This is a genomic window from Microbacterium sp. SWDP-B6 (genome assembly GCF_059803615.1).
This window is the reverse complement of sequence record NZ_JAPFGV010000005.1, coordinates 108339-132240: the sequence shown is the minus strand read 5'-3', so window position 1 is coordinate 132240 and position 23902 is coordinate 108339. Positions and strand designations below refer to the sequence as shown.

General features: G+C 66.1%; 26 protein-coding genes and 2 tRNA genes. 13 read left to right on the top strand and 15 right to left on the bottom strand.

Annotated features, from left to right (window positions below; genetic code table 11):
- The first annotated feature begins 4 nt into the window (after positions 1-4).
- The 5 genes from OPU70_RS09110 to pknB all read left to right on the top strand — a co-directional run bounded on the left by OPU70_RS09110 (position 5) and on the right by pknB (position 7712).
- Positions 5-1300 (top strand): PP2C family protein-serine/threonine phosphatase, encoded by a 1296-nt coding sequence (locus OPU70_RS09110; protein WP_042541012.1) that lies wholly within the window; start codon positions 5-7, stop codon positions 1298-1300.
- Entirely contained in the window at positions 1297-2682 is a 1386-nt protein-coding gene (locus OPU70_RS09105) for an FtsW/RodA/SpoVE family cell cycle protein (RefSeq protein WP_042541014.1), read from the top strand. The genes OPU70_RS09110 and OPU70_RS09105 overlap by 4 nt, the downstream gene beginning before the upstream one ends.
- A gap of 75 nt (positions 2683-2757) precedes the next feature.
- Positions 2758-4212, top strand: coding sequence for a peptidoglycan D,D-transpeptidase FtsI family protein (locus tag OPU70_RS09100; RefSeq protein ID WP_056375013.1), 1455 nt, complete (start codon positions 2758-2760; stop codon positions 4210-4212).
- Positions 4209-5963, top strand: coding sequence for a protein kinase domain-containing protein (locus tag OPU70_RS09095; RefSeq protein WP_498557572.1), 1755 nt, complete (start codon positions 4209-4211; stop codon positions 5961-5963). Before OPU70_RS09100 ends, OPU70_RS09095 begins: the two co-directional genes overlap by 4 nt.
- Positions 5964-6017: 54 nt before the next feature.
- The gene (gene pknB, locus OPU70_RS09090; protein WP_042541020.1) at positions 6018-7712 is read left to right on the top strand and encodes a Stk1 family PASTA domain-containing Ser/Thr kinase; all 1695 of its coding nucleotides are present in this window, start codon (positions 6018-6020) and stop codon (positions 7710-7712) included.
- Positions 7713-7732: 20 nt separating this feature from the next.
- Here the strand turns inward: pknB and OPU70_RS09085 are convergent, their stop codons facing one another.
- Genes OPU70_RS09085 through OPU70_RS09075 form a run of 3 tightly spaced genes read right to left on the bottom strand, consistent with a single transcriptional unit; the run spans position 7733 to position 9337 of the window.
- Complete coding sequence (locus tag OPU70_RS09085) at positions 7733-8368, bottom strand: anthranilate synthase component II (protein WP_498557571.1); 636 nt, start codon at positions 8366-8368, stop codon at positions 7733-7735.
- Positions 8365-8520: a hypothetical protein gene (locus OPU70_RS09080; protein WP_042541024.1), complete on the bottom strand. Its 156-nt coding sequence runs from the start codon at positions 8518-8520 to the stop codon at positions 8365-8367. Before OPU70_RS09080 ends, OPU70_RS09085 begins: the two co-directional genes overlap by 4 nt.
- A 22-nt stretch (positions 8521-8542) precedes the next feature.
- A complete protein-coding gene (locus OPU70_RS09075) occupies positions 8543-9337 on the bottom strand; it encodes a class E sortase (protein WP_056375007.1) in 795 nt (264 codons plus the stop codon).
- 86 nt (positions 9338-9423) lie between these two features.
- Between OPU70_RS09075 and OPU70_RS09070 the strand changes: the two genes are divergently transcribed.
- Positions 9424-9663: a cell division protein CrgA gene (locus OPU70_RS09070; protein ID WP_042541028.1), complete on the top strand. Its 240-nt coding sequence runs from the start codon at positions 9424-9426 to the stop codon at positions 9661-9663.
- A gap of 180 nt (positions 9664-9843) precedes the next feature.
- Here the strand turns inward: OPU70_RS09070 and OPU70_RS09065 are convergent, their stop codons facing one another.
- Together OPU70_RS09065 and OPU70_RS09060 are read right to left on the bottom strand one after the other, a co-directional pair.
- A complete protein-coding gene (locus OPU70_RS09065; RefSeq protein ID WP_498557570.1) occupies positions 9844-10746 on the bottom strand; it encodes a rhomboid family intramembrane serine protease in 903 nt (300 codons plus the stop codon).
- Between the two features lie 21 nt (positions 10747-10767).
- Positions 10768-11325, bottom strand: a complete 558-nt coding sequence (locus OPU70_RS09060; RefSeq protein ID WP_042541032.1) for a peptidylprolyl isomerase — start codon at positions 11323-11325, stop codon at positions 10768-10770.
- A gap of 145 nt (positions 11326-11470) precedes the next feature.
- On the opposite strand from OPU70_RS09060, the gene OPU70_RS09055 reads away from it, so the two are divergent.
- Complete coding sequence (locus OPU70_RS09055; protein ID WP_042541033.1) at positions 11471-11971, top strand: hypothetical protein; 501 nt, start codon at positions 11471-11473, stop codon at positions 11969-11971.
- A gap of 50 nt (positions 11972-12021) precedes the next feature.
- Positions 12022-12483, top strand: coding sequence for an aminoacyl-tRNA deacylase (locus tag OPU70_RS09050; RefSeq protein ID WP_042541035.1), 462 nt, complete (start codon positions 12022-12024; stop codon positions 12481-12483).
- A 1-nt stretch (position 12484) separates the two neighbouring features.
- On the opposite strand, the gene OPU70_RS09045 is transcribed toward OPU70_RS09050, so the two are convergent.
- The gene (locus OPU70_RS09045; RefSeq protein WP_042541037.1) at positions 12485-12907 is read right to left on the bottom strand and encodes an NUDIX hydrolase; all 423 of its coding nucleotides are present in this window, start codon (positions 12905-12907) and stop codon (positions 12485-12487) included.
- Between the two features lie 155 nt (positions 12908-13062).
- Here OPU70_RS09045 and OPU70_RS09040 point away from each other — a divergent pair, with 155 nt between their 5' ends.
- From OPU70_RS09040 to OPU70_RS09030, 3 genes are all read left to right on the top strand, one after another.
- Entirely contained in the window at positions 13063-13512 is a 450-nt protein-coding gene (locus tag OPU70_RS09040; protein WP_056375000.1) for a DUF1801 domain-containing protein, read from the top strand.
- 43 nt (positions 13513-13555) lie between these two features.
- Entirely contained in the window at positions 13556-14671 is a 1116-nt protein-coding gene (locus tag OPU70_RS09035) for a M24 family metallopeptidase (RefSeq protein WP_311877784.1), read from the top strand.
- A gap of 77 nt (positions 14672-14748) precedes the next feature.
- Complete coding sequence (locus OPU70_RS09030; protein ID WP_367821739.1) at positions 14749-15264, top strand: DUF3253 domain-containing protein; 516 nt, start codon at positions 14749-14751, stop codon at positions 15262-15264.
- 31 nt (positions 15265-15295) lie between these two features.
- Here OPU70_RS09030 and OPU70_RS09025 read toward each other — a convergent pair whose 3' ends face one another.
- The 4 genes from OPU70_RS09025 to OPU70_RS09010 form a co-directional block, all read right to left on the bottom strand.
- On the bottom strand, positions 15296-15577 hold the full coding sequence (locus OPU70_RS09025; RefSeq protein ID WP_042541043.1) for a hypothetical protein: 282 nt from the start codon (positions 15575-15577) through the stop codon (positions 15296-15298).
- 171 nt (positions 15578-15748) lie between these two features.
- A complete protein-coding gene (locus OPU70_RS09020) occupies positions 15749-16129 on the bottom strand; it encodes a hypothetical protein (RefSeq protein WP_498557569.1) in 381 nt (126 codons plus the stop codon).
- Positions 16130-16258: 129 nt separating this feature from the next.
- Entirely contained in the window at positions 16259-17656 is a 1398-nt protein-coding gene (locus OPU70_RS09015; protein WP_498557568.1) for a deoxyguanosinetriphosphate triphosphohydrolase family protein, read from the bottom strand.
- On the bottom strand, positions 17653-17850 hold the full coding sequence (locus OPU70_RS09010) for a hypothetical protein (protein WP_498557567.1): 198 nt from the start codon (positions 17848-17850) through the stop codon (positions 17653-17655). Before OPU70_RS09010 ends, OPU70_RS09015 begins: the two co-directional genes overlap by 4 nt.
- A gap of 268 nt (positions 17851-18118) precedes the next feature.
- On the opposite strand from OPU70_RS09010, the gene OPU70_RS09005 reads away from it, so the two are divergent.
- Together OPU70_RS09005 and OPU70_RS09000 are read left to right on the top strand one after the other, a co-directional pair.
- On the top strand, positions 18119-18661 hold the full coding sequence (locus OPU70_RS09005) for a MerR family transcriptional regulator (RefSeq protein ID WP_498557566.1): 543 nt from the start codon (positions 18119-18121) through the stop codon (positions 18659-18661).
- A 315-nt stretch (positions 18662-18976) separates the two neighbouring features.
- On the top strand, positions 18977-20251 hold the full coding sequence (locus tag OPU70_RS09000; RefSeq protein ID WP_498557565.1) for a RelA/SpoT-related domain-containing protein: 1275 nt from the start codon (positions 18977-18979) through the stop codon (positions 20249-20251).
- A gap of 416 nt (positions 20252-20667) precedes the next feature.
- Here the strand turns inward: OPU70_RS09000 and OPU70_RS08995 are convergent.
- The 5 genes from OPU70_RS08995 to OPU70_RS08975 form a co-directional block, all read right to left on the bottom strand.
- Positions 20668-20740, bottom strand: a tRNA-Ala gene (locus tag OPU70_RS08995).
- Between the two features lie 25 nt (positions 20741-20765).
- Positions 20766-20839, bottom strand: a tRNA-Ile gene (locus OPU70_RS08990).
- 84 nt (positions 20840-20923) lie between these two features.
- Positions 20924-21865, bottom strand: a complete 942-nt coding sequence (locus tag OPU70_RS08985; RefSeq protein ID WP_498557564.1) for a DUF4097 family beta strand repeat-containing protein — start codon at positions 21863-21865, stop codon at positions 20924-20926.
- Positions 21862-22548: a LuxR C-terminal-related transcriptional regulator gene (locus OPU70_RS08980; protein WP_475123293.1), complete on the bottom strand. Its 687-nt coding sequence runs from the start codon at positions 22546-22548 to the stop codon at positions 21862-21864. The genes OPU70_RS08985 and OPU70_RS08980 overlap by 4 nt, the downstream gene beginning before the upstream one ends.
- Entirely contained in the window at positions 22536-23804 is a 1269-nt protein-coding gene (locus OPU70_RS08975) for a histidine kinase (protein WP_475123292.1), read from the bottom strand. The genes OPU70_RS08980 and OPU70_RS08975 overlap by 13 nt, the downstream gene beginning before the upstream one ends.
- Positions 23805-23902 lie beyond the last annotated feature (98 nt).

The following is a 23902-nucleotide window of genomic DNA, read 5'->3' as shown; positions in this document are numbered from 1 at the left end:
CGGCATGGTCTTCGAAGGCTCGAGTGCCGCGATCTCCCACACCGGGAAGGTCCGCTCCAACAACCAGGACTCCGGATACTCCGGGGCGAACCTGTTCGTCGTCGCCGACGGCATGGGCGGTCACGCGGGCGGCGACGTCGCGTCGAGCATCGCGATCCACCGGCTCGAGCCGCTCGACCAGCCCTACACGTCGGTCGAAGACGCACAGGCCTCCCTTCAGGCCGCCGCGACCACGGCAGCCGGCGATCTGATCCGCGCCGCCAAGGACCGCCCCGAACTCGCCGGCCTCGGCACGACGCTCAGCGCGATCATCATGGTCGACGACTATGCGGTCATCGGTCACATCGGCGACTCGCGCATCTACCTCTACCGCGACGATGCGGTCACCCAGATCACCGCCGACCACACCTTCGTGCAGCGACTCGTCGACTCTGGTCGCATCACCCCCGAAGAGGCGCGATACCACCCGCGTCGCTCGGTGCTCATGCGCGTGCTCAGCGACATGGACGCCGACCCGGAACTCGACATGTTCGTCATGCACACCCAGCCGGGTGACCGCTGGCTGCTGTGCTCCGACGGGCTCTCCGGTGTCGTCGACGAGGCGCACATCCTCAAGGCGATGCGCATGGGCATGGCACCGGGGCGCACGGCCGACAACCTGCTGAAACAGGCACTCGACGGCGGCGCGCCCGACAACGTGACGATCGTCCTCGTCGAGGTCGGCGGCCAGCACGCCATGCACTCCGGCACCGCGACGATCGTCGGATCGGCCTCGAACCCCGCCAACATCACCGTGCCGCCCGTGCGCGCACCGCGCGGCAACTGGCTGCATCCTGTTCGGCAGGCGGCGAACGAGCCCAGTCACTTCGAGCCGGCCCCCGAGTACCTCGAGGAGCTCATCGAAGAAGACCGCCGACGGGCCAAGCGCCGTCGTCTCGGCTGGATCGCCGGGATGCTGGTGGTCGTCGCGATGCTCGTGTTCGCCGCCTTCGCGGCCTACAGCTGGACCCAGACCCGCTACTTCGTCGGCGCCGACGAGGACAGCGTCGTGATCTACCAGGGCGTGCAGCAGAACATCGGCCCGATCACGCTGTCGACGCCGCTGCGCGACACCGACATCCTGCTCGCGAACCTCCCGCCCTACCAGCGGGATTCCGTCGAGCGCACGATCACCGCCCGTTCCTTCTCCGACGCAGAGGCGATCGTCACGCGGCTCCAGGCGGGAGCCGACCGCGTGATCGGCGAGACTCCCCTGCCCACTCCCCTGCCCACCGAGACGCCGACGGAGGATGCGGGATGAGCACCGACGTCACGGCCGACACGAGCGTCATCAAGGCCCTCAAGAAGATGCGGATGCCGCAGACGCAGCGCAACCGCGAGTTCTGGCTGCTGCTGTTCGCCGTCGCGATCAGCGGCGCGTCCCTCACGCTCGTGCAGCTCGGCGCGCTCGGCCTGATCGACCCGATGATCCTCGCGATCGGCGGCGGTCTCGCCGTTCTCGCGTTCGCGGTGCACTTCGTGCTGCGCGCCGTGGCCTCCGCGGCCGATCCCTTCATCCTGCCGATCGCCACCCTGCTCACGGGTCTCGGCATCGCGATGATCTACCGCATCGACATCGCCCAGTCGCTGACCGGGTGGAACGCGTACTCGACGAAGCAGCTCGCGTGGACCGCGATCTCGCTCGCGGGCGCGATCGCCGTCGTGATCCTGCTGCGCAACTATCGGGTGCTGTTCCGCTACACGTACATCTTCGGACTCTCCGGCATCCTGCTGCTGCTGCTGCCGTTCGTGCCCGGCCTGCGCATCCCCGACGCGAACGCCCAGGTGTGGGTGTCGCTCGGCGGCATGTTCGCCTTCCAGCCGGGCGAGCTCGCCAAGATCTGCCTCGCCATCTTCTTCGCCGGCTACCTGGTGCGCACCCGTGAGAGCCTCACGTCGGTGGGCACGAAGTTCCTCGGCATCACCTGGCCGCGCATGCGCGAGCTCGGACCCGTGCTGGTGGTGTGGGCGATCTCGCTCGGAATCATCGTGATCCAGCGCGACCTCGGCACCGGAACCCTCATCTTCGGCATGTTCGTCGCGATGCTCTACGTCGCCACCGGCAAGACCAGCTGGGTGCTGATCGGCCTCGGCCTCGTCGCAGCCGGCGTCGCGGTCGCCACGCAGATCCTCAGCTACGTGCAGGGCCGCTTCACGAACTGGCTGTTCCTCTTCGATCCTGAGAAGGTCGACCCGGACGTCGCAGGGTTCCAGCCCATGCAGGGCCTGTTCGGCCTCGCACACGGCGGTCTGCTCGGCACCGGATGGGGTCAGGGTCGTCCCGAGGTCACCCCGCTCGCGCACAGCGACTACATCATCACCAGCCTCGGTGAGGAGATCGGCCTGATCGGGCTGTTCGCCATCCTCTGCCTCTACATGGTGTTCGTCAGCCGCGGCGTGCGCATCGGGCTCGCCGGTCAGGACGACTTCGGCAAGCTCCTCGCCATCGGCCTCTCGTTCACCATCGCACTGCAGGTGTTCATCATGGTCGGCGGTGTGACCCGGCTCATCCCGCTCACCGGCCTGACCACCCCGTTCCTCGCCGCCGGTGGCTCGTCACTCGTGGCCAACTGGCTCATCGTGGCCATCCTGCTGCGCATCTCCGACGGTGTCCGCAGCCAACCCAGGGCGGTGATCGGCTGACATGACCGACTCTTCGACTCGTCGCTGCGCTCCGCGCTCAGTGACCGGCGTGCACTCCGCCCGAGGGGGCGTCGCATGACCAAAGAGCTCCGCCGTCTCAGCATCGTCATGCTGTTCATGTTCCTGTCGCTGTTCGCGGCGACCAGCTGGATTCAGGTCGTCGAGGCCGATTCCCTCGGGCAGAACCCGAACAACAGGCGCACGCTGCTCGACAGCTACGAGATCCAACGAGGATCGATCATCGTCGACGACGTGGCGATCGCCTCCTCGACGGCCTCCGACGACCGCTATCAGTTCCAGCGCGTCTACACGGATGCCGCGATGTGGGCGCCCGTCACCGGGTACTTCAACCCTGCGCTGCAGTCGGCGACGGGGATCGAGCGGGCCATGAACGCCGATCTCTCCGGCACGGGCTCGAGCGCGTTCTTCGCCGAGATCGAGCGGATCCTCTCGGGCCAGCCGCAGAGCGGATTCAGTGTGGAGCTGACCCTCGACGCCGCCGCGCAGCGAGCGGCCTACGAGGGCCTCCAGGGACTCAACGGCGCCGTCGTCGCCATCGAGCCGAAGACCGGGCGCATTCTCGCCATGGTGTCGACGCCCGGCTTCGACACCAACCTGCTCGCGACGCATGACGCGGATGCCGCGAACGCGACCTACGACCAGCTCGACGAAGACCCCACGAAGCCGCTCTCGAATCGGGCGATCGCCGGGGACCTCAACCCGCCCGGCTCGACGTTCAAGCTCGTGGTCGCCGCCGCGGCCTATGCGAGCGGCGACTACACCCCTGACTCGACGCTGCCGAACCCCGCTCGCTACCAGCTGCCGCAGTCGAACAACACGGTCTCGAACGCATGGGGCGGCACGTGCGGGCCGGGTGACACCGTGACGATCGCCGAGGCGATCCGGTTGAGCTGCAACATCCCGATGGCTGAACTCGCCGTGCAGCTCGGCGACGACAAGATCCGCGAGATGGCGGAGAAGTTCGGGTGGAACCAGAGCTTCTCCACCCCTCTCGAGTCGACGCCCTCGAGCTACCCCCGCGCCCTCGACGACCCGCAGACCGGACTGACCGGATTCGGACAGGGACAGGTCACCGCCACACCGTTGCAGATCGCGATGGTGGCGGCGGGAATCGCGAACGAAGGCGTCGTCATGAACCCCCGTCTGGTCGACACGGTGATCGGCAACGACCTCTCGGTCATCCGTTCGTACGACGACACGCAGTTCGGCCAGGCGACCGATGCGACGATCGCCGATCAGATCACGGCGTCGATGGTCGCCAGCGTCTCAAACGGCGCTGCGCAGGGTGCAAGAATAGACGGGGTCGATGTGGCTGGAAAGACAGGCACGACCGAGAACGGTAACAAGCCCTACACGTTGTGGTTCACCGGTTTCGCGCCGGCGGACGACCCGGAAGTGGCAGTAGCGGTCCTCGTCGAAGACGGCGGCGGACAAGGGCAGTCAGGATCCGGCGACACCATCGCCGCTCCGATTGCAAAGAAGGTCATAGAGGCGGTGCTGGGCAGATGAGACCGACGCAGGGTGTGTCGTTCGGTGGTCGCTACGAGCTGCAGTCGCGTATTGCGATCGGCGGCATGGGCGAGGTGTGGGAGGCGACGGATCACGTCATCGGCCGCACCGTGGCCATCAAGATCCTCAAGGACGAGTACATGGGGGACCCCGGGTTCCTCGAGCGGTTCCGCGCTGAGGCGCGCCATGCCGCTCTCGTCAACCACGAGGGCATCGCGAGCGTCTTCGACTACGGCGAGGAGAACGGCAGCGCCTACCTCGTCATGGAGCTCGTGCCCGGCGAGGCGCTCTCGACCGTGCTCGAGCGCGAGGGCGCGCTGAGCGCCGACAAGACGCTCGACATCGTCGCGCAGACGGCATCCGCTCTGCAGGCCGCCCACGCAGCAGGCCTCGTGCACCGCGACATCAAGCCGGGAAACCTGCTGATCACGCCCGACGGCCGCGTCAAGATCACCGACTTCGGCATCGCCCGCATCGCCGACCAGGTGCCGCTGACGGCCACCGGCCAGGTCATGGGCACCGTGCAGTACCTCTCGCCGGAGCAGGCTTCCGGGCACCCGGCATCGCCGGCGACCGACACCTACTCGCTCGGCATCGTCGCGTACGAGTGCCTCGCAGGCAAGCGCCCCTTCACGGGTGAGTCGCAGGTCGCGATCGCGATGGCGCAGATCAACGAGCAGCCTCCGCCGCTGCCGCCGACCGTGCCGATCCCGGTGCAGAACCTCGTCATGGCGATGATCGCCAAGAAGCCGGCCGACCGGCCCTCGTCCTCCGCGACGGTGGCACGCGCCGCCCAGGCACTGCGCCGAGGAGACCTGAACTCCGCGGCCATCGCCGTGCCGGCCATCGCGACCGGCGGCGTGGCATCCGACGACGCCACCCGACTGCTCACCGCATCGGGCGACGACGGCACGACTCGCATCCTCCCCACCACGGCCCAGCTGCCCACCGGCGAGCAGGCCGATGAGGGCGCCGAGAAGACGAAGAAGAAGCGCAGCCCCTGGACGTGGCCGCTCATCGCTCTGATCGCCCTGATCGTGATCGTGCTCGGCGGAACCGTGTTCGCTCTGATGAACCCGGGCGACCCCGAGCCCGAGCCGACGCAGTCGGAGACGGCTGTCCAGACGCCCAAGCCGACGCCGAGTGAGACCGAGACGCCCGAGCCCGAGCTGATCGACGTCGATGCTCTCGGGCTCGTCGGAATGCAGTGCGAGGCCGCGCAGGCCGCGGCGGTCAACGCCGGGCTGCAGGCCGAGTGCACCGTGGGCAACACCGTCGCCCCGAGCGCGAGTCAGGTCGGAACGGTCGAATCGGTCCAGCCGGGTGGGAACGTGCCGGAGGGCACGACCATCACCCTGACGACCTTCAAAGAGCAGGTGAAGGTGGGCAAGCCCTCGGGCACCCCGACCATCGCCGGCACCGCGACCGAGGGCGTTCCTGTGACACTCAACTGGCCGAGCTTCGAGTGCCCCTCGGGCACCCCGGCGCGGTCCGCCTTCGAGGTCACGCTCACCAACGCGACCTTCTCCGGCGGCAACTCGGGCGAGTCCATCCGCAGCTTCGGACCGAGCGTCCTCTCGACGCAGATCGTCCCCGGCACGGCCGGCCAGACGATCACTGCCACGTTCCGTGTGTTCTGCGGAAGCGACATGCCGTCCGAGCAGTCCGACGCGATGCCGGGCGTCGCCATTCTGCCTGCCGCACCGGATCCCGGTGAGGGCGACACCGATGGCGGCGACTCAGGCGAATAAACCGCTCTCGCCGTAGGCTAGAGCATCCACAAGGTCGTATCAGGGGGTCAGTACGTGTCGACAGAGCCACGCGTTCTCGCGGGTCGCTACCGCGTAGACGAGCTCATCGGGCACGGCGGCATGGCGAAGGTGTACCGAGGGTACGACCTCACGCTCGGTCGTGCGGTCGCCATCAAGATCCTCGACCCCGAGCTCGCACGGGACAACGCGTTCCGCACGCGCTTCCGTCTCGAGGCGCAGTCGGCGTCGCGCATGTCTCACCCGTCGATCGTCCGCGTCTACGACGCCGGCGACCCCTCGACCACCGACAGCAGCACCGATGAGCCTCCGTACATCATCATGGAGCTGATCAGCGGAACCCTGCTGAAGGACATCATCGCGAAGGGTCCGGTGCCTGTCGAAGACGCCGTGCGCTACGTCGACGGCATCCTCGAGGCGCTCGACTACTCGCACCGCGCGGGCGTCGTGCACCGAGACATCAAGCCGGGCAACGTCATGGTGACCGACAAGGGCCAGGTCAAGGTCATGGACTTCGGCATCGCCCGCGCCGTGTCCGACTCGTCCTCGACCGTCGCCGAGACCACGCAGATCATCGGCACCGCCGCATACTTCTCGCCCGAGCAGGCCAAGGGCGAGCCGGTCGACGCCCGGGCCGACCTCTACTCCACCGGGGTGGTGCTCTACGAGCTGCTCACCGGTCGTCAGCCGTTCCGCGGCGAGTCGCCGGTCGCCGTCGCGTACCAGCACGTCAGCGAGACCCCCGTGCCTCCGACCGAGGTGAACGAGGACTCCCCCGGTGCGCTCGACCCGATCGTGCTCCGCGCACTCGCGAAAGACCCGTACCAGCGGTACCCGGATGCCGCGCACTTCCGCGCAGCGCTCGACTCCGCGGTCTCCGGCCACGCGCCCAGCCGCAAGGAACTCGGCGCGCTCACCAGCGAGCTGTATGGACCGAGCCCGCGCGCCGCGCAGGAGACGGCCCGGTCGCTGCGCCAGCTGAGCACTGACACGACCATGGCTCGCACGCAGTCGGGTCCGCCGGTCGCGTGGATCTGGGCAGGTGTCGCGCTGCTCGCGGTGCTCCTCGCATCCGTGCTGTTCTGGGTGTGGACGCTCAGCATGCGCCCGGATGACGTGCCGTCGAGCGCTCGCGTCGTGCCGGATCTCGTCAACGTCTCGTCCGAGCGCGCCCAGGACGATCTCGCCGAGCTCGATCTGACCACCAAGCTCGTGCTCGAGTCGAGCAACGACATCGTCGAGGGCAACGTGATCCGCACTGATCCGGAGAGCGGTACAGCCGTCAGCGAGGGTGATTCCGTCACCATCTACGTGTCATCCGGCAAGGAAACCGTGATGGTGCCGATTCTCGAGGGGCTGTCGTTGACGGCCGCCAAAGATGCTCTCGCGGCAGCGGGTCTCGAACTCGGCACGGTGATCCAGCGCAACGACAAGGGCCTGGCAGCAGAGACGGTGATGGAGGCGAGCGAGGCCGCCGAGAGCGAGGTCGCGCCGCAGACCGTCGTGAATCTCGTGGTCGCCAGCGGCCGGGTGACCCTCACCGATGTCACAGGGTGGACGATGGATGCCGCGCAGGCAGAGCTCGAACGCATCGGGCTCACGCCGAGTCCGGTCGAGCTGATCGACTGCACGCCCACCGAGCCCCCCACCGTGTCGTCGATGTCGGCCGCGCCGGGCGATGTCGCGATCGGCTCGACCGTCGAACTGCGCTACTGCGTCGCCGCCGGCTGACCCGAGGCGTCACCGACGCTTCACACGCCCGACAGGGGATGCAGGTTCGCCGACAGAGCCGCGGCGTCCGGGTCGCCGCAGAGGTCGAGCCAGTTCGCCAGCAGGCGGTAGCCGCCTTCAGTGAGCACGCTCTCGGGATGGAACTGCACACCGAGAATCGGCAGCCGGGTGTGCGCCAGGGCCATGACGGTGCCGCTCTCCGTGCGGGCGGTGACGACGACGTCGGCCGGCAGCGCCGATTCCGCGAGGGCGAGAGAGTGATATCTGCCGGCATCGAACGGCGACGGGATGCCGGCGAAGAGAGCCGAGCCGTCGTGCGTGACCCGCGACACCATGCCGTGCATCAGCTCCGGCGCCTCCGACACGGCTGTGCCGAAGGCCGCGCCGATCACCTGATGCCCGAGGCAGACGCCGAGGAGCGGCATCCCGATCCGCGCGGCGAGGCGCACCGCATCGATCGATACCCCGGCGTCGGCTGGTGTGCCCGGGCCCGGCGAGAGGAGCAGCGCGTCGAAGGCGGACAGCATCTCCTCGAGCTGCGCGGCGTCGGTGGCATCCGCTTCGATCAGGGTCACATCGGCGCCGAGCTCACGCAGGTACCCGACGAGGGTGTGCACGAAGCTGTCGTGGTTGTCCACGACCAGCACGCGGGTCATTCGAGATCGACCTCGCCCGGTGTGATCAGGGGGCTCACCCAGGGGAACACGAACCAGAACAACCCGTAGAGCACTGCTGCGATGAGCACGAGGAGGAAGAAGAGCTTCAGCCACCACGGACCGGGCAGCAGGCGCCAGAGTGCGGCATACATGATTTCGTCTCGTTCCGTTCGGCTAGATCGACGGCGCAGCCGGCGGAGGCGGGGGGTCGGTGAGCGCCGTGGGCGGGCCCTCGGCGCGGGGCTGGAAGCTGTCGAACACCCCGTAGGCGACGATGCGCTCAGCGAGTGAGTAAAGCGGCGAGCAGGCGGTCAGAGTGATGTACTTCTCGCCCGTCTCGACGCCCGGCATCTGCGGCACGTCGAGCAGCACGTCGGTCTGCGTCGGCTTCACGTACTCCAGCGTCCGGAAACGGTAGGTGAACCATCCGTCGGGGGTCTCGACGACGATCGCATCGCCGACCTGGAGCTTGTCGAGCTGGTTGAAGGGCTTGCCCCAGGTGGTGCGGTGCCCGGCCATCGCGAAGTTGCCGACCTCGCCGGGCATCTTCGAGTCGGTGTAGACGCCGATTCCCAGGTCGTCGAGAGTGCGTGCACGGCTCGTGCCCCCGTAGATGCCGACGTTGTAGTCAGCACCGAAACGCGGTACGTGCATCTGCGCGAACCACTGTGCGTCGGCGGGGGCGGCCGGTATCACGGGCTCGTAGTATGTCGTGCCGTCCTCCCCCTCGATCAGGGGCGGAGGCTCGGGTGCCGGAGCCTCGGCAAGCGTCTGCGACATGGCAGCGCCCTCGTCGTTCTTCTGCGCGGCGATGATGATGTCGCCGATCCACATCTGCCAGGCGACGAAGAGCAGCACGAGCACGCCACCGGTGAGCAACAGCTCGCCGAGCACGCTCGTGAAGGTCGCGCGCGATCGGGGGCGACGGCGTCGTGCGCGTCGCTCCCCCGAGACGACGGATGCAGTCATGGCCAGATCTTATCTTCCAGACCTGGACACCAGCCCTCTGGCCTTGCTTTTCCGCGCGATATGACACTCTTGGGTACACTGTGGGAATGGCACGCGACCGCAAGACTGAAGAACCCGAAGCTCCGCGCAGCGAAGGCGAAGCCGCACCCAACGCCGTGTGGTTCAAGCCGGTGATGGTCGGCTTCATGCTCCTCGGTCTGGTGTGGATTCTGGTGTTCTACATCTCCGGCATGCAGTTCCCGATTCCCGGTCTCGACAACTGGAACCTCGCGATCGGTCTGGGCATCGCCCTGATCGGATTCCTGATGACCACCCGCTGGCGCTGACGCCTGCCCCCTCTCTTCGAAGAAGGCCCCTCTCGCTCAGGCGAGAGGGGCCTTCTTCGTGTCGTCGACGAGCGATTCGGTCAACATGTCGTCCTGAGTTATCCACAGGTTATCCCCACCCTGGGGAGAATTACACCCATGTTATTCACAACGGTTAACAACCCTGTTAACAACTCTTGATCAGGAGTAAACCGTCGTGATCAGGAACGGCACCAGGAAGGCGACGATCAGTACGAGCGCCACGACCACCGCAGCGAGCAGCAGGATCTGCAGCATGCGCTGCTCTCGCCTTCGGGTTCTCGTGAGGATGAATGCGACGAGTGCACCGACGATCGCTCCACCGAGGTGCGCCTGCCAGGCGATGTTCTGAGAGAACACGAATCCGACGACGAAGTTGATGCCGAGGATCACGAGGATCCCCGTGACGTTCGCGCCGATGTGCCTGCCGATGATCAGCAGCGCGGCCATGAGGCCGAAGATCGCCCCGGAGGCGCCGACCGTCGCGGTCCCGGGCGCGAGCAGGGCGACGGCGACGGAACCGCCGAGTCCGCTGATCAGGTAGAGCGCGAGGAAGCGGACCCGACCGAGCATCGGCTCCAGGCTCTGCCCCAGCATCCACAGCGCAAGCATGTTGAGCGCGAGATGCAGGAAACCGCCGTGGACGAACACGGCGGTGAGAAGCCGCCAGGGCTCGAAGGTCATGAGAGACAGGTTCGGATACAGATATCCCGCCGCGAAGAGCAGCTGGCCCGTGATCGCGTCGCCGATCCCCGGGATCAGCTGCACCAGCCCGATGAACGACGTCACTGCGAGCAGTGCGTACGTGACGATCGGCTTGCCGCTGCGCACGGCGGCGGTCGCCGTGTTGCGGCCGCCCCACCGGCGCTCTGCACGCTTCTGGGCGGGAGTGCGGCTCTTGCGCTGCTCGGCCATGCACTCGGGGCAGATCACTCCGACCGGCGCCTGCGTCTGGCACTCGGGGCAGATCGTTCGCAGGCACCGCTGGCAGAGCACGAAGCTCTGCCGATCCGGATGCCGGTAGCAGAAGTTGTCGCGGTTGTCCGCGAACTCAGGCGTCGTCATCCGGATCGGCCAGCGTCGGCGTCAGGCCGCGACGATGTCGATCGACTGCAGCACGACGGGCTCGATCGGGCGGTCGCCCGCGGCCGTCGGCACTGCGGCGATCGCGTCGACGACAGCCTTGGAGGCGTCATCGGCGACCTCGCCGAAGATCGTGTGCTTGCCCTGGAGCCAGGGAGTGGGGTCGGTCGTGATGAAGAACTGCGAGCCGTTGGTGCCCTCGGGCTTGCCCGTGATGGCGTTGCGACGCAGGCCGGCGTTCGCCATGGCGAGGATGTAGGGCTCGTTGAAGTTGAGCTCCATGTTGATCTCGTCGTCGAAGTTGTAGCCGGGGCCGCCGATGCCCTGTCCGAGCGGGTCGCCGCCCTGGATCATGAAGTTCGGGATGATGCGGTGGAAGACGACGTCCTTGTAGAGAGCGCCCTCGCCCGGCTTGCCGGTGGCGGGGTGCGTCCACTCCTGGGTGCCGTCGGCGAGGCCGACGAAGTTCTTGACCGTCTTCGGAGCGTGGTCGCCGAAGAGGTTGATGACGATGTCACCGTGGTTGGTGTGCAGGGTTGCGACATGAGAAGCATGAGCCATGCGTCCATTCTCGCAGAGCTTCCCATGAGTTGGCCCGCGTCTAGCGTCGATCCGCCTTCGGCGCAAGGGTTCGGCGATTCCCTCGCCCCATCCAGGGTCGCGTGGCAAGATGGGGAATCCGTACTCCAATCGACAGGAGAGCATCGTGAGCATCAGCCGCAAGCGGAAGAAGGAGCTGCGTCGTCTTCAGAACGACGCGAACCAGCTCTGGGAGAACCAGCAGGTCCTGGTCGGCCACGCCGCCGACGTCGCCCGTGAGGCCGGACGCCAGCTCGGCCACTTCGGCCGCGAGCAGGTCGGTCCTGTCGTGCAGGACACCTACAACCGTCGCGTCGCCCCCGTCGTCGACCGTGGCGTGCGATTCGGCCACCACGTCGTCGACGACAAGGTCGTCCCGATCGTCGGCGGAGTCGTCGGAACCGCGCTCACCGCGTGGGACGTGGCGAACGCCAAGCGCGAGGGTGTCGTTCGCAAGGTCCGGAAGGCCACCAAGCCCGAGCCGAAGGGCCCGGGCGTCGGCTCGATCATCGCCCTGATCCTCGGAGTCGCCGCAGCAGCCGGTGTTCTCTACGCCGCCTGGCAGGCACTGCGCGCAGACGACGAGCTCTGGGTCGCCGACGACCCGCTCTCCGCACCTGACGCGTGACCTCGACACCGGAGCCCCCGGCCACTGAGCCGGGGGATCTCCATGCTCGGGTGAAGGATGCCGCGGCCGCGCGGGGCCTCGAGATCGAGATCCGTGAACGACCGGCGGCCCGCAGCCTCGTCGAAGCTGCGGAACTGCTCGGCATCCTGCCCTCCGGCATCGTGAAGACCCTCGTCGTCAAGCGCTCGGACGACACCTATCTGTTCGCGCTGGTTCCGGGCGGCAGGTCGATCTCGTGGCCCAAGCTGCGTGCGGTGGTGGGTGTAAACAAGCTGCGCCTGCCTGAGCCGGAGCTGGCCCTCGCGGCGACCGGATACGAGCGCGGCACGATCGTACCGATCGGCAGCACCACCGACTGGCCCGTCTTCGCCGACGAGTCGATCATCGGACAGCGGATCGCCATGGGCGCCGGTGCTCACGGCTACAGCCTGTTCGTGGACGCAGACGACCTCATCTCCGCCTACGGCGCGACGGTGGCCGACATCTCGGTTCCCGAAGAGGCGCGCGACTGACTCAGAGGATGCCGGCCATCCGCAGTGCGATGTCGACCAGCTTCACCCTCTGCAGCTCCTTCACTGCTTTGAGGGGGAACCACTCCGCCATGTCGGTCGAGCCGTCGGCCTCGAAGGTCAACTTCCCGCCCGTCACGGATGCGCGGTAGACGATGCGCAGCGTGTGCAGCGGCTGGTCCGACTCGCCCACCCGCTGACCGGCGGGGATCACCCGCGAGTGGATGCCGAGCAGCTCCCCGACTTTGACGCTGTAGCCGGTCTCCTCACGAAGCTCCCGACGCACGGCGTCTTCGGGTGCCTCGCCGGCCTCGAGACCGCCACCGGGCATCGTCCAGGCGACTCGGCGTCCTTCGATCCAGCGCGCCAGAAGTATGCGTCCGTCGTCATCGGTGACGACCGCGTATGCCGCGACCCGCATGTCCATGCCCTCACACTAGCCCCCGCGCGATGACGTCCACCGCAGTGTGTCGAGCCGTCATGACAGAGGGGGCCGGATCGATCAGGAATCGAGAAGCACAGCCGGCCGTGGCATCCGTAGTGTGAAGTTCATCGCAGATCACGCCAGGAAAGGAACCCGTCATGGCTGACAACGAGAAGAACTTCAGCGCCGAGGAACGCGAGGCGATGAAGGAGGCCGCGGCCGACAAGCGCAAGTCGCGCTCTCGAGCGAAGAAGAGTCCTGAGGAAGTGCGCGCCGAGGGGATCGCAGATCTCGAAGCGGCGGTGGCGAAGCTGCCGGACGACAAGGATCGCGAGTTGTCGCTGGCGCTGCATGCCCTCGTCACCGAGGTCGCTCCCGAGCTGATGCCGCGCACCTACTACGGCATGCCGGCGTGGGGCAAGGACGGCAAGGTGCTGTGCTTCTTCCAGCCGGCGAGCAAGTTCAAGGTCCGCTACGGCACCTTCGGGTTCGAGCCCATCTCGAACCTCGACGACGGCACGATGTGGCCGACCGCCTACGCGCTGCTCGACCTCACTGCAGCGAACCGCAAGGTGCTCACCGAGCGCATCCGCCTCGCCGTCAGCTGAGTCGTCGTTCCCTGTCGCAGGCCCGAGCAGTAGCGTGGATGCCGTGAGCACACTGCCGTTCCCCGCTTCCGTGTACGCCGCCCGACTCGACCGCGCCGCGTCTCTCGCCGCCGACTCCGGTCTCGACGGAATAGTCGTGGGCCCCGGCCCCGACCTCCAGTATCTGGTCGGCGTCGAAGGCGACACGATCGAACGCCTCACAGCACTCGTGCTCGGTCCCGGACTCGCTCCCACGATCGTCGTGCCGAGGATGGAGCTGGCGAAGGTGAGGACCACCGCTGTGGGGGCGCTCGGACTCGCGGTCTCCGACTGGGTCGACGGCGACAACCCCTACGACCTCGTGGCCGCGGCCCTCGGCACCGTCTCAAGGGTCGGCGTCTCCGACGCACTGCCGGCACTGCACGTCATTCCGCTGGCCGACCGGATCGATGTGCGCGTCGAGCTCGCGACGCCGGTGCTGCGTGAGGGTCGCATGATCAAGGATGCCGAGGAGATCGCCGAGCTGCGGCTGGCCGGCGAGGCGATCGACGCCGTGCACAGGCGCGTGCCCGAGTGGCTGCGTGCCGGGCGCACCGAGCGCGAGGTGGCGGCCGACATCGCCGAGGCCATCGTCGCCGAGGGGCACCGCACGGTCGAGTTCGTCATCGTCGGTTCCGGCCCCAACGGCGCCGACCCGCATCACGAGGTGTCGGACCGGGTGATCGGCGACGGAGAGATCGTGGTCGTCGACATCGGGGGAGCGGTGCCCAGCGGCTACAACTCCGACAGCACCCGCACCTACGTCGTCGGCGCCCCCGACCCCGACGCTGCCGATCGCATCGCGGTGCTCGTGCGCGCTCAGCAGGCCGCGGTCGACGCCGTGCGCCCCGGAGCGACGGCCGAGCAGATCGACGCCGCGGCGCGGTCCGTGCTCGCTGAGGCGAGGCTCGGAGAGGCCTTCCTGCACCGCACCGGTCACGGCATCGGCGTCTCGGTGCACGAAGAGCCCTACATCGCGCCCGGCAACGATCTGGTGCTGCGCGAGGGCATGGCGTTCAGCATCGAACCCGGCATCTACTTCCCAGGCGAGTGGGGTGCACGCATCGAGGACATCGTCGTCGTGACCGCCGACGGATGCGAGCGCCTGAACATCGCACCCCACGGACTCACCGCGGTCTGAACCGCGCCGGCAGGTCGTCGGCGCGCGGTCGGTCAAGCCCCTTGGTCGACACGATCCCGGGTGGCAAGACTGTTCCCATGGCATCCGACCACAGCACCGAGACCGGCGATGCACGCGGCCCGGAGCACACCGCAGACGGGCATCACGTCGTCATCGACGGCCGGCGATGGCGGGCGACGGACCCGTCGATCCCCGACGCGTTCCGGCAGGAGCTCGTGGATGAGCTGATGGCTGCGCGTCGTGCCGTGAAGACGCAGGATTCCGATGCGCGACGGCGGGTGCAGGACGCGAAGACCGCGCTGGGTGAACGCGGGGAGCCCTGGTGGGAGGACCGCAGCGGCGACGGCTTCGACGAGAGGATCGCGGCCGCGCTGCGCGCGCTCACCCGCAAGCGGAACGAGTCCTCGATCTGTCCGAGTGACGTGGCGCGAACGGTGGGCGGTGAATCGTGGCGAGCGGTGATGCCGGACGTGCGGCGGGTCGCCGCCGCACTCGCAGACCGCGACGAGATCGTCGTGACTCAGAAGGGCGAACCGGTGAGCATCCGTGAGGCCAGAGGACCCGTGCGGATCATCCGCGGTCCGAAACTCTGATCACGGGCGGTTCTGACGCCGCATCCCGGCTTCAGAGCTCGTCGTGATACCCGCTGTAGGGGAAGTCCACGTCGCCGGTGTCACGCGGGTCGTACGCCACCGAGGCCACGCTGATCGTCACCTGGGTGTTCGGCGTGATCAGCACGCTCACGGCCCTGTTTCCGACCACGACCAGGTCGACGAACGTACCTGAGCTCCTCGTCGCCGACTCGATGCGTTCTCGCAGGTCGTCGACGTCCTGATCCTGGGAGAGCAGGAAGCTCGCTCCGTCGAACACGATCTCGGTCTGGATCATCGTCTCCCTGTCAGCCATGCGTGCACGCTACGCCCTCGACCTGAGAGTGAGAAGGGGGGTTGATTACTAGACGATCTTCGAGTTCTTAACAGATGCATCCACAGCTGTGGACTGGAAGAGCCCCTGATCCGGCAGGCTCGGGCAGTTGTTAACAGGGTTGTTAACACCTGTGGAGGAGCGCAGATGGCCCTAATCGAGGGCGGCCGTCTCGGCGATCAGGTCGAGTCGATCGAGAAGCAGCTGTCCTGTTCCACTCATCGCCGAGACGGCATTCACGGTGACTAGGAGGGCCACGAGTGCGAAGAAGATGACACCGGGGAGGCTGCGCCGGGAGGTGAGTGTGATGACGAGCGCCACCAGCGCCCCGATGATCGCGATCGTCTGCCCTGCGACCGAGGCGAAAGCCATCCGCAGCGCGGAGTCGACCGTGAGCGGTCCGTAGCTGTTCAAGGATGCGGAGAGTGCGATCGGGATGACGAAGAGGCTCATGATCAGCACCAAGCGGCGTCGGGCGAACCAGCGCGGTGGCCGGACGACGACCGGCGAGGTGTCCGTCATTGAGACGCTCATCCCACGATCGTAGCTGCGGAGCACGCACGAGGGGAGAAACGAGAAGGCCCGCGCGCTACGCACGTTTCAGCTTCTATCGGGGTGGCCCGGAGGAACTGCTACGGACGAGTGGACAGAGCCAATTAACGGCTAGAGGAGCTGTGAGTGCGACGGCCGTCCCCCAAGCACGGAATGCTGGTAGTACGCATCATCGTCACTGAGCGATGCTATGAAGTCGGTGAGACCGCGGTAGACGCACTCCGTGCGGCCGTAGGTCGCCCCGCGGTTAGAAAGAGTCTTGTCGATGTAGACGCGAAGGTTGTAGGGAAGGCGTCGGAGGAGCTGATCGTCTGGTTCGCCGTTCTCGGATACGCGATACGCCGCCAGCGCGACCGGCGCCAAGCTCTCAAAGATGTCACGGACGATTCGCCGTTGACCTATTTGGATGTTTGCCAGCCGTGGCCCATCGATCACATGGTACCAAATCAGTTGCTTAATGAGGGAGTTGAGATCGTCCTGAACGGGCGTGCGTGTGAGTCGACCATCCTCGATGGTCGCCGCGTTAATGAACTGCGTGAGCATCATGCTTCGGGCCTGATCGAGCAGAGCATGGTCCTCATCGACTCCTGCATACGCTGTGCTCGGCATGAAAGTCAACAGGTTCTCGAACGCCGAGATAGTGTCGTCGTTCAAACGCGACCCGAGGGCCTCAGGCTTTGCTGCGTAGACGAGGAAATCCCTGAGCGTTTTAGAAGTCGGCTTGTAGTCCGCGAGCGGTATGTGTCCGGAGCGATAGAAGTCTTCAATGTCGTGAACCGCGTAGGAGATATCGTCCGCCCAGTCCATCACCTGCGCATCGATCGATGTGGAAACCGGCGCGTCAGCGAAGGACTCGTTCGGATCCTGTCCCGTCACGGTGAAAAAGATGTCAGCGTCGCAGTCGTAAGCGCCCCACTTGCGCTTCTTGGCAGCGTTTTCACCTCGAAGCCAGGGATACTTCGTCACTGCGCGCAAGCTTCGGTAAGTCAAGTCTAGACCGGGCGTTTTTGTTCCTCGATGTGTGGCGAGCCGCGCGACGATTCGAAACGACTGCGCATTTCCTTCGAAGCCGTCTTCGAGCTTGCACTCCCCGCACCGGTCATCGACGCGTTCTCTGTAAGGCCGCGCAGCGTCTCGATGATCTGGGCACGTCAGGATCCTGTTGAGCTCCGCCTCGGCCGCGTGACCGAAGGGCGGATGCCCTAAATCGTGGGCGAGACACCCGGCCGCGATAGCGTTGGAATCCAGGTGCGCCGCGGCCGTACCATCGTGATCGAGCTTGCTGAAGAGCGATAGGCCTACCTGCTCTACCTTGAGACTGTGGGTCAACCGATTGTGAAGAATCAACTCTGGCCGGCCGAGCGCAACCTGAGTGACGCCGCCGAGTCTCCGAAACGACTCGCCGTACAAGATGCGATCTCTGTCGCGATGCGTTGACGACCGGAATGAGGGATCGGCTTCACTATGGCCGGAGGGGCGGTCGCCGTCGAACCCCTTGATCAAGGTCACGGAAGTCGGACGGTGTACCGAGGTGTCAGCGTCAGTTTCTTCGCGGAGATCAGTCCGAACAAGATCTCCCGTGCGTCCTCGAACGTAACGGCGCGCGTCAGAATGAGCTCGTCAACGACCGCTTCGGTGCCGAACTCGTCGCTCCCCGGCTGCATCTCTTCGAAGAGCGCTCGAGCGTCGAGGTTCTCAATCACTTCCGTCACAACAGCCCCACTCTCATCATGCGGAACACCGCCATCGCGATACTAACAATCTCCTCCGCGTGTCATCCTGTCACACACTTCGGACACGCGTATGATCCGGCCCCGGTCAAGGATCTGACTACTGTAATCGAAGCGAGCGAGCAGCACTACGGAGAGTTCTGAAGTTCCCGCTATCCCCTCGACATCGATCACACGGCAATTGTCTCTCTTCTAAACACAAAGCTGGTGATTGTTTTTAGCGAGTCGTATAGTTGGCGCCGTGGAGCACAGTGCTGCAGGCCTGGCGACGCCAGAGGTAGTCGCCTTATGTGGGGTGCCCGCGTCTACCCTTGCGAACTGGGTGAGCAAGGGACTCTGTACGCCTTCCCTCGCCCAGTCCGGCGGACGTCAGCGAGCCACCCAATATTGGTCGATCCGCGATGTCGTCACGATCCAAGCCGTTCGGACCCTACGGCAAGCAGGCTGCCCGCTCGCAGTTTTGCGACAAGCCTCCGCCACGTTGGCCGACACTTGGCAACGTGGACTGAACGACGCCGTGTTGTGGTGGGACGGCGAGGACATTCTTACGCTGACGCCGGCGGGCGACTTGGTGAGCCTCGTAACGAGGAAGGGACAGGGTCTCTTCTCGGTCGCGGCTGTAGTCAACGTCTCGTGTCCTGTCGGCGAGTGGGAACGCCAGCTTCATAGAAGCTTGGAGGGACGCGAGCCACTTCCGCTCTCTCGCATCCGCGCCCGCCGCGAAGAAGCACGCAAGCGGCGAGAATCGGCCTGGCCAGCGACCGATGCAAGCACCGCGAACTAACGCCCAGCTCTTCTTGGTCAGCGAGCTGTGAGCTTTACCAACCCGGGATGGAGCGTACGGGAAGCGTACCTAGCCGTCGCCGATGCGCACCTTGAGCGCAGTCGTGGACACTTCGCCCGGCTCGAGGCCACGGAGCTGCGCCATAATCGGCGCGAGCCCCACGCCCGGAACATTCGCGTCTATCGTCTCTTGCAGTCCCAGAGCAGAACGACCCCCCCGGGGCCACGCAGGTATGGAATTCCAGCGCAATCAGAGTTACGTCTGGGATGAGCGAACCATAGACTTCCAGGAACAATGAGATCGGGGGAGCTGCGCATGGGCGTAATCGAGAACTTCCTGCGCGAGTATGAAAGGGAATTCGACTTCTGGGATGCATCCGCTCAGGTCGCGCGTGGTCTCCTGGAGGCCGAACTCGCAAGCTCGGGCCTGCGTGCCATTGTGACAAGCCGCGCGAAATCGGTTGACAGACTTGCAGAGAAGCTGCGGACGCGGAATACGAAAGAACGCTATCGATCAGTCCGAGCTATTCGCGAGAACATCGCCGACCTCGCCGGGGTCCGTGTCGCTCTCTACTTTCCAGGCCAGATGGACGAGGCCGAACGGATCATCCGAGACGTACTTGACGTTCAACTTGACAAGCGATTTCCGTCAGTGGGCAATCAAGGGGACGGCCGCCGATTCTCCGGTTATGGCGCGCGACATTTCCGAGTTTTCATCCCCACTCCCCGCTTGAGTCAGGGTCAAGAACGGTTCGCTAGTTCACCGATCGAGGTGCAAGTGGCGTCGGTGCTGATGCACGCTTGGTCCGAGGTCGAACACGACCTTGTCTATAAGCCGCTGGAAGGTACGCTCTCGCGATCGGAGTATGCGTTACTCGATCAGCTGAACGGACTGGTCCTCGCCGGCGAGATCGCTCTCGAGCAGCTACAAAAGGCAGGAGACGAGAGAGTGGCCGCCGCCGCTACGCCGTTCAGGAGCCACTATGAGCTCGCCGAGTATCTGCGAACGCGCCTGTCCACGCTAGGAACAACCCTGTCTGACGCGACTCTGGGTCGCGTCGACGCGCTCTTCGAGTATTTGGCGGAGCAAGGAGACGCGACTGCGGCGTCGGTAGAACCTTACTTGGACTTGCTCGAGAAGGATTTCGAGCGACGTCCCGTCTCGGCTCAGCTCGCGGATCTCATGCTCTCTGGAGATGAATCCCGCTACCGCGCCTATCTGAAGGCGATGGCGACCTCACGGCATCCGAGTCGCGCCCGAATCGCTCGAAGAAGCGCGCACGACGACTCCGACGTCACTCTCGCCCTCGGCGAGTTCGTCGCCGCCTGGGTATTACTCGAGACTCTGCTGAAGAGTCTCGTGCAGACCGAGGATGCGAGACTGCCTCCCCTATCAGTTCTGTTCCGGCGGCTCAGGACGCAAGGTTTGATCTCGCCCGAAGAGCTCGAGGAACTCGACGCCATGCGCGACCTGCGCAACCGTGTCTTCCATGGTCGTGTAGGCGAGATTCCTCCAGCTCGCCTGAGACAAGATGCTGGTTGGCTCAGAGATCTGACCATAAAAATCGAGACCGCAGCCCGTTCCGCCTAGAGCAAGAGAGATCGAGAGCAATGGCTTTGAGAATTCTTGCGCGCCCTTCTACACGAGCTGGTACCTCTATGCCTGTGGCGGCACTTGGAGATTCGCTCGGCGGAGAGCCTTGGCACAACTGAGCGACGCAGACTCGATCGTTTGTCCGTCTCAGGTTCTTGCATTGCTAACAGGCGTGGATGGACGCGCGAGGTCGCTGACAGGGTTGCTGGTAGCTGTGACGCGTCGTGAGGTGTAGCCGCAACTCCTGAGGGCTTCGGGCCCACGAGGCTCACTACCATCGGATAGGTGTAGGTGGATCACTTCGCGGACTCTAAGTCGAAGCGACGCGCGGATTCGCGTGAACCTTCAGAGGAAGGGAGAAACGAGAAGGCCCCGCACGTGGCGGGGCCTTCTCGAACTGTCTCAACACAGTGTGGAGCCTAGGAGATTCGAACTCCTGACATCCTGCTTGCAAAGCAGGCGCTCTACCAACTGAGCTAAGGCCCCGTGAGGGAATTTTTAAGTTGAAAAGTGGGCCCACCAGGACTTGAACCTGGGACCTCTTCATTATCAGTGAAGCGCTCTAACCGCCTGAGCTATGGGCCCGTCAACCTCCGAAACTTTACCGGAGATTTCCGGAAATACCCAATCGAGGGCGGGGCACCGGCGCGCCCCTGCCCTCGATCATGGTCAGCGACCCGGGCGGATGGTCACGCTGCCCGCCGAAAGCGAGACGTCGATCGCGTTCCGGGTGTCGGATGACTGGTCGACCTTCGCGTCGAGCGACCCCGCGCTGACGTCCTGGGTGATCGAGTACGACTCGTCAGGAACAGTGAGGTCGACCGACCCCGCGCTCACGTCGATCGTCGTCTGCGACGGCGCACGTCCGGTCAGCTCGACGTTGAGATCGCCTGCCGAGACACTGAGATCCGCGTCGTCGACGCCGTCGAGCAGCGCGTCCGCACGTCCGGCGCTCATGTCGATGGTGAGGCTCCGTGCGGCTGCTTCGACATCGAGCGCGCCCGCGTTGACCGTGATGTCGAGAGCGCCGAACTCGCCGACCACATCGAGGCTGCCCGCGTCGAGGGTGAGATCGGCATCGAGCTGCACGTCGAGAAGGTCTTCGGGGAGAGTCAGCACGGCTGACTGGTCGTCGCCGAACCAGCTGCCGAACCACCATCCGAACCGGAACTCGGGACTGCGCACCACCAGGTCGTCACCGTCGCGCTCGAGAGTCCACGCCGGGCCACGGGCGTCGGTGACGGCCAGCCGGGCCTCGTCGACATCCCCGAACTCGATTCGCATGTTTCGCGCATCCACGTCGAGGTCGAGGCCCTTGATTCCCGATGCGTCCTCGGTCAGCACCGAGTCGCTACCCTGCGTGGAGCCCATCATGCTGCCGGTCGCCGCGAATGCCGCAGACCCTCCCGCGCCGAGGAGCGCGATACCGCCGACGATCGCCGTCACGATCATGATCGCCGTCGTTCCCGATGAACGGCCGGCATCGGCGGGCGCCGCCTGAGCAACGGGAGCAGTGGTGGGCGCCGGTGCCGGCTCGTGGCCCTGAGGCGCGGAAGCCGGCGGGGGAGTGAGGGGGGTGTGCCCGCCCTGGAAGTCGTCGTTGGAGGTCATCGTCCCAGTCCTGTCTGTCCGGTCGGCGTGGTGCCGCCCGTGTTCTCGATGTGTGCGAGGGCCGCCAGCACGCGTCGGTTGCCCGACTCGCCCTGCTCGAAGCCCAGTTTCTGGAAGATCGCGGTGATGTGCTTCTCGACGCTCGCCTCGGAGAGGAAGAGCAGGCCCGCGATCGCCTGATTCGACTTGCCTTCGGCGATGAGCGACAGCACGGTGCGCTCGCGCTCGGTGAGACGCTGCATGCGGTCGTCGCGGTTGCGACGGGTGAGCAGCTGAGCCACGACCTCGGGGTCGAGCACCGTCGCGCCCTCAGAGATCCTCTGCACCGAGGCGAGGAACTCCGAGACGTCGGCGACCCGATCCTTGAGCAGGTAGCCCAGCGGCCCGCCCTGCGCGGAGATGAGGTCGGACGCATAGCGCTCCTCGACGTACTGCGAGAGAACGAGCAGCGGCAGCGCAGGGTGCGTGACGCGCAGTCCGAGCGCCGCGCGGATGCCCTCGTCGGTGAACGTCGGGGGCAGCCGCACATCGAGGATGCAGAGCTCCGGATCGGTCTCGATCACGGCTTCACTGAGACCGGCGGTGTCGGCGAGAGCGGCGACCACACTGTGGCCGGCATCCTCGAGCAGTCGCACCAGTCCCTCGCGCAGCAGGACGGAGTCCTCGCAGATCAGGATGCGCATGGCACGTTCACCTCCAGGCTGGTCGGCCCGCCGACGGGGCTCTCGAGACGGAAGGTCCCGCCCGCTGCCAGGACGCGGTTCGCGATGCCGTCGAGGCCACCGCCCGGTTGCACCTGCGCACCGCCCATGCCGTTGTCTTCGACACGCGCCCAGAGCACTCCACCGTCGCGAAGACGAACGGTGACCCGAGCCTCACTGGCTCGTGAATGCTTGGCGGCGTTCGTGAGCGACTCGGCGATCGAGAAGTACACGGCGGCCTCGGCCTCACGGCTGCAGCGTCCGTCCATCCTCACGTCCAGACTCACGGGGATGTGGGATCGCCCTGCGAGGGCGGACAGGGCTGCGTCGAGGCCTCGATCGTCGAGGACGGATGCATGGATGCCTCGGGCGAGCTGTCGCAGCTCGGTGATCGCTGCCTTGGTCGAAGTGTGTGCTTCAGCGATCAGCTCTTTCGCGGCATCCGGATCGTTGTCGATCTTCTGCTGCGCCAGCCCCAGGGTCATGCCGACCGACACGAGGCGGGGCTGGACGCCGTCGTGCAGATCCCGCTCGATGCGGGTGCGCTCGACGTCTGCGGCGCGCACGGCGCCCTCGCGCTGAGCGGTGCTGGTGCGCACGCGCTCCGTGAGCTCTGCTTCACGGCTGCGAACGACGATGGCGAGCGAGAGCACCCGGTTCAGCAGTGCCAGGCCGATCATTCCGGCGATGCAGGCGGCGATGCCGAGGATGCCGACGAGCGGCGCCCACGCAGGGTCGATGCCGCCCCCGCCGAACGGGCCCATCACGGCGTCCGCCCCGGTGAGGGGTGCGAACGAGATCGTGATCGACCAGACGAGGCCGAAGGCGAGGCGCAGCACGATCCAGCCGAGCACAGCGGTGATCGCGAAGTTCGCGAGGGCGCGCCACATGCGGCCGTCGATGGCCTGGCGTCCGAGCGAGCGCAGCCAGCCCACGAATCCGGGGCGGTCCCGCGGGCGCCACCGGAGCGGCGTGATCGGCGACCGGTAGAGGGCGCCGACCCGGGCCACCTCGAACCAGCCCACGCCGAAGAGGGCGTAGACGAGTCCGACGAGCAGCACGATGCCGACGCCCGCCGCGAAGAGCAGGCCGAGCCCGGTGCCGAGGAGTCCGGAAAGAGTCGCGAAGATGAAGCCGCCGATGACTCCGATGCCTGCGAGGTGCAGGATCGTGAGCACGATGCGCAACGGCGGCTTCGTGGCCGTCGCCGGTGGTGGCGTGGCAGTGTGTGTCGTCATGGTTCAAAGGTACGGCGGCGCCGATCGGGCCGACACCGAGCCAACCAGACACCCGGCTTCGGGTTTTCCCTACTCCGTCGGAGAGCACAGAAGAGGGG

Bases quoted from the DNA above. Each gene is read 5' to 3' on its own strand.
- OPU70_RS09040 (WP_056375000.1), top strand. From the start codon at position 13,063: ATGGCTGACAACGAGAAGAACTTCAGCGCCGAGGAACGCGAGGCGATG.
- OPU70_RS09070 (WP_042541028.1), top strand. From the start codon at position 9,424: ATGGCACGCGACCGCAAGACTGAAGAACCCGAAGCTCCGCGCAGCGAA.
- OPU70_RS09080 (WP_042541024.1), bottom strand. From the start codon at position 8,520: ATGTATGCCGCACTCTGGCGCCTGCTGCCCGGTCCGTGGTGGCTGAAG.
- OPU70_RS09065 (WP_498557570.1), bottom strand. From the start codon at position 10,746: ATGACGACGCCTGAGTTCGCGGACAACCGCGACAACTTCTGCTACCGG.
- OPU70_RS09045 (WP_042541037.1), bottom strand. From the start codon at position 12,907: ATGGACATGCGGGTCGCGGCATACGCGGTCGTCACCGATGACGACGGA.
- OPU70_RS08985 (WP_498557564.1), bottom strand. From the start codon at position 21,865: ATGACCTCCAACGACGACTTCCAGGGCGGGCACACCCCCCTCACTCCC.
- OPU70_RS08980 (WP_475123293.1), bottom strand. From the start codon at position 22,548: ATGCGCATCCTGATCTGCGAGGACTCCGTCCTGCTGCGCGAGGGACTG.
- OPU70_RS09085 (WP_498557571.1), bottom strand. From the start codon at position 8,368: ATGACCCGCGTGCTGGTCGTGGACAACCACGACAGCTTCGTGCACACC.
- OPU70_RS09000 (WP_498557565.1), top strand. From the start codon at position 18,977: ATGGGCGTAATCGAGAACTTCCTGCGCGAGTATGAAAGGGAATTCGAC.
- OPU70_RS09025 (WP_042541043.1), bottom strand. From the start codon at position 15,577: ATGGCTGACAGGGAGACGATGATCCAGACCGAGATCGTGTTCGACGGA.
- OPU70_RS09060 (WP_042541032.1), bottom strand. From the start codon at position 11,325: ATGGCTCATGCTTCTCATGTCGCAACCCTGCACACCAACCACGGTGAC.
- OPU70_RS09075 (WP_056375007.1), bottom strand. From the start codon at position 9,337: ATGACTGCATCCGTCGTCTCGGGGGAGCGACGCGCACGACGCCGTCGC.
- OPU70_RS09095 (WP_498557572.1), top strand. From the start codon at position 4,209: ATGAGACCGACGCAGGGTGTGTCGTTCGGTGGTCGCTACGAGCTGCAG.
- OPU70_RS08975 (WP_475123292.1), bottom strand. From the start codon at position 23,804: ATGACGACACACACTGCCACGCCACCACCGGCGACGGCCACGAAGCCG.
- OPU70_RS09100 (WP_056375013.1), top strand. From the start codon at position 2,758: ATGACCAAAGAGCTCCGCCGTCTCAGCATCGTCATGCTGTTCATGTTC.
- OPU70_RS09105 (WP_042541014.1), top strand. From the start codon at position 1,297: ATGAGCACCGACGTCACGGCCGACACGAGCGTCATCAAGGCCCTCAAG.
- OPU70_RS09110 (WP_042541012.1), top strand. From the start codon at position 5: ATGGTCTTCGAAGGCTCGAGTGCCGCGATCTCCCACACCGGGAAGGTC.
- OPU70_RS09020 (WP_498557569.1), bottom strand. From the start codon at position 16,129: ATGAGCGTCTCAATGACGGACACCTCGCCGGTCGTCGTCCGGCCACCG.
- OPU70_RS09030 (WP_367821739.1), top strand. From the start codon at position 14,749: ATGGCATCCGACCACAGCACCGAGACCGGCGATGCACGCGGCCCGGAG.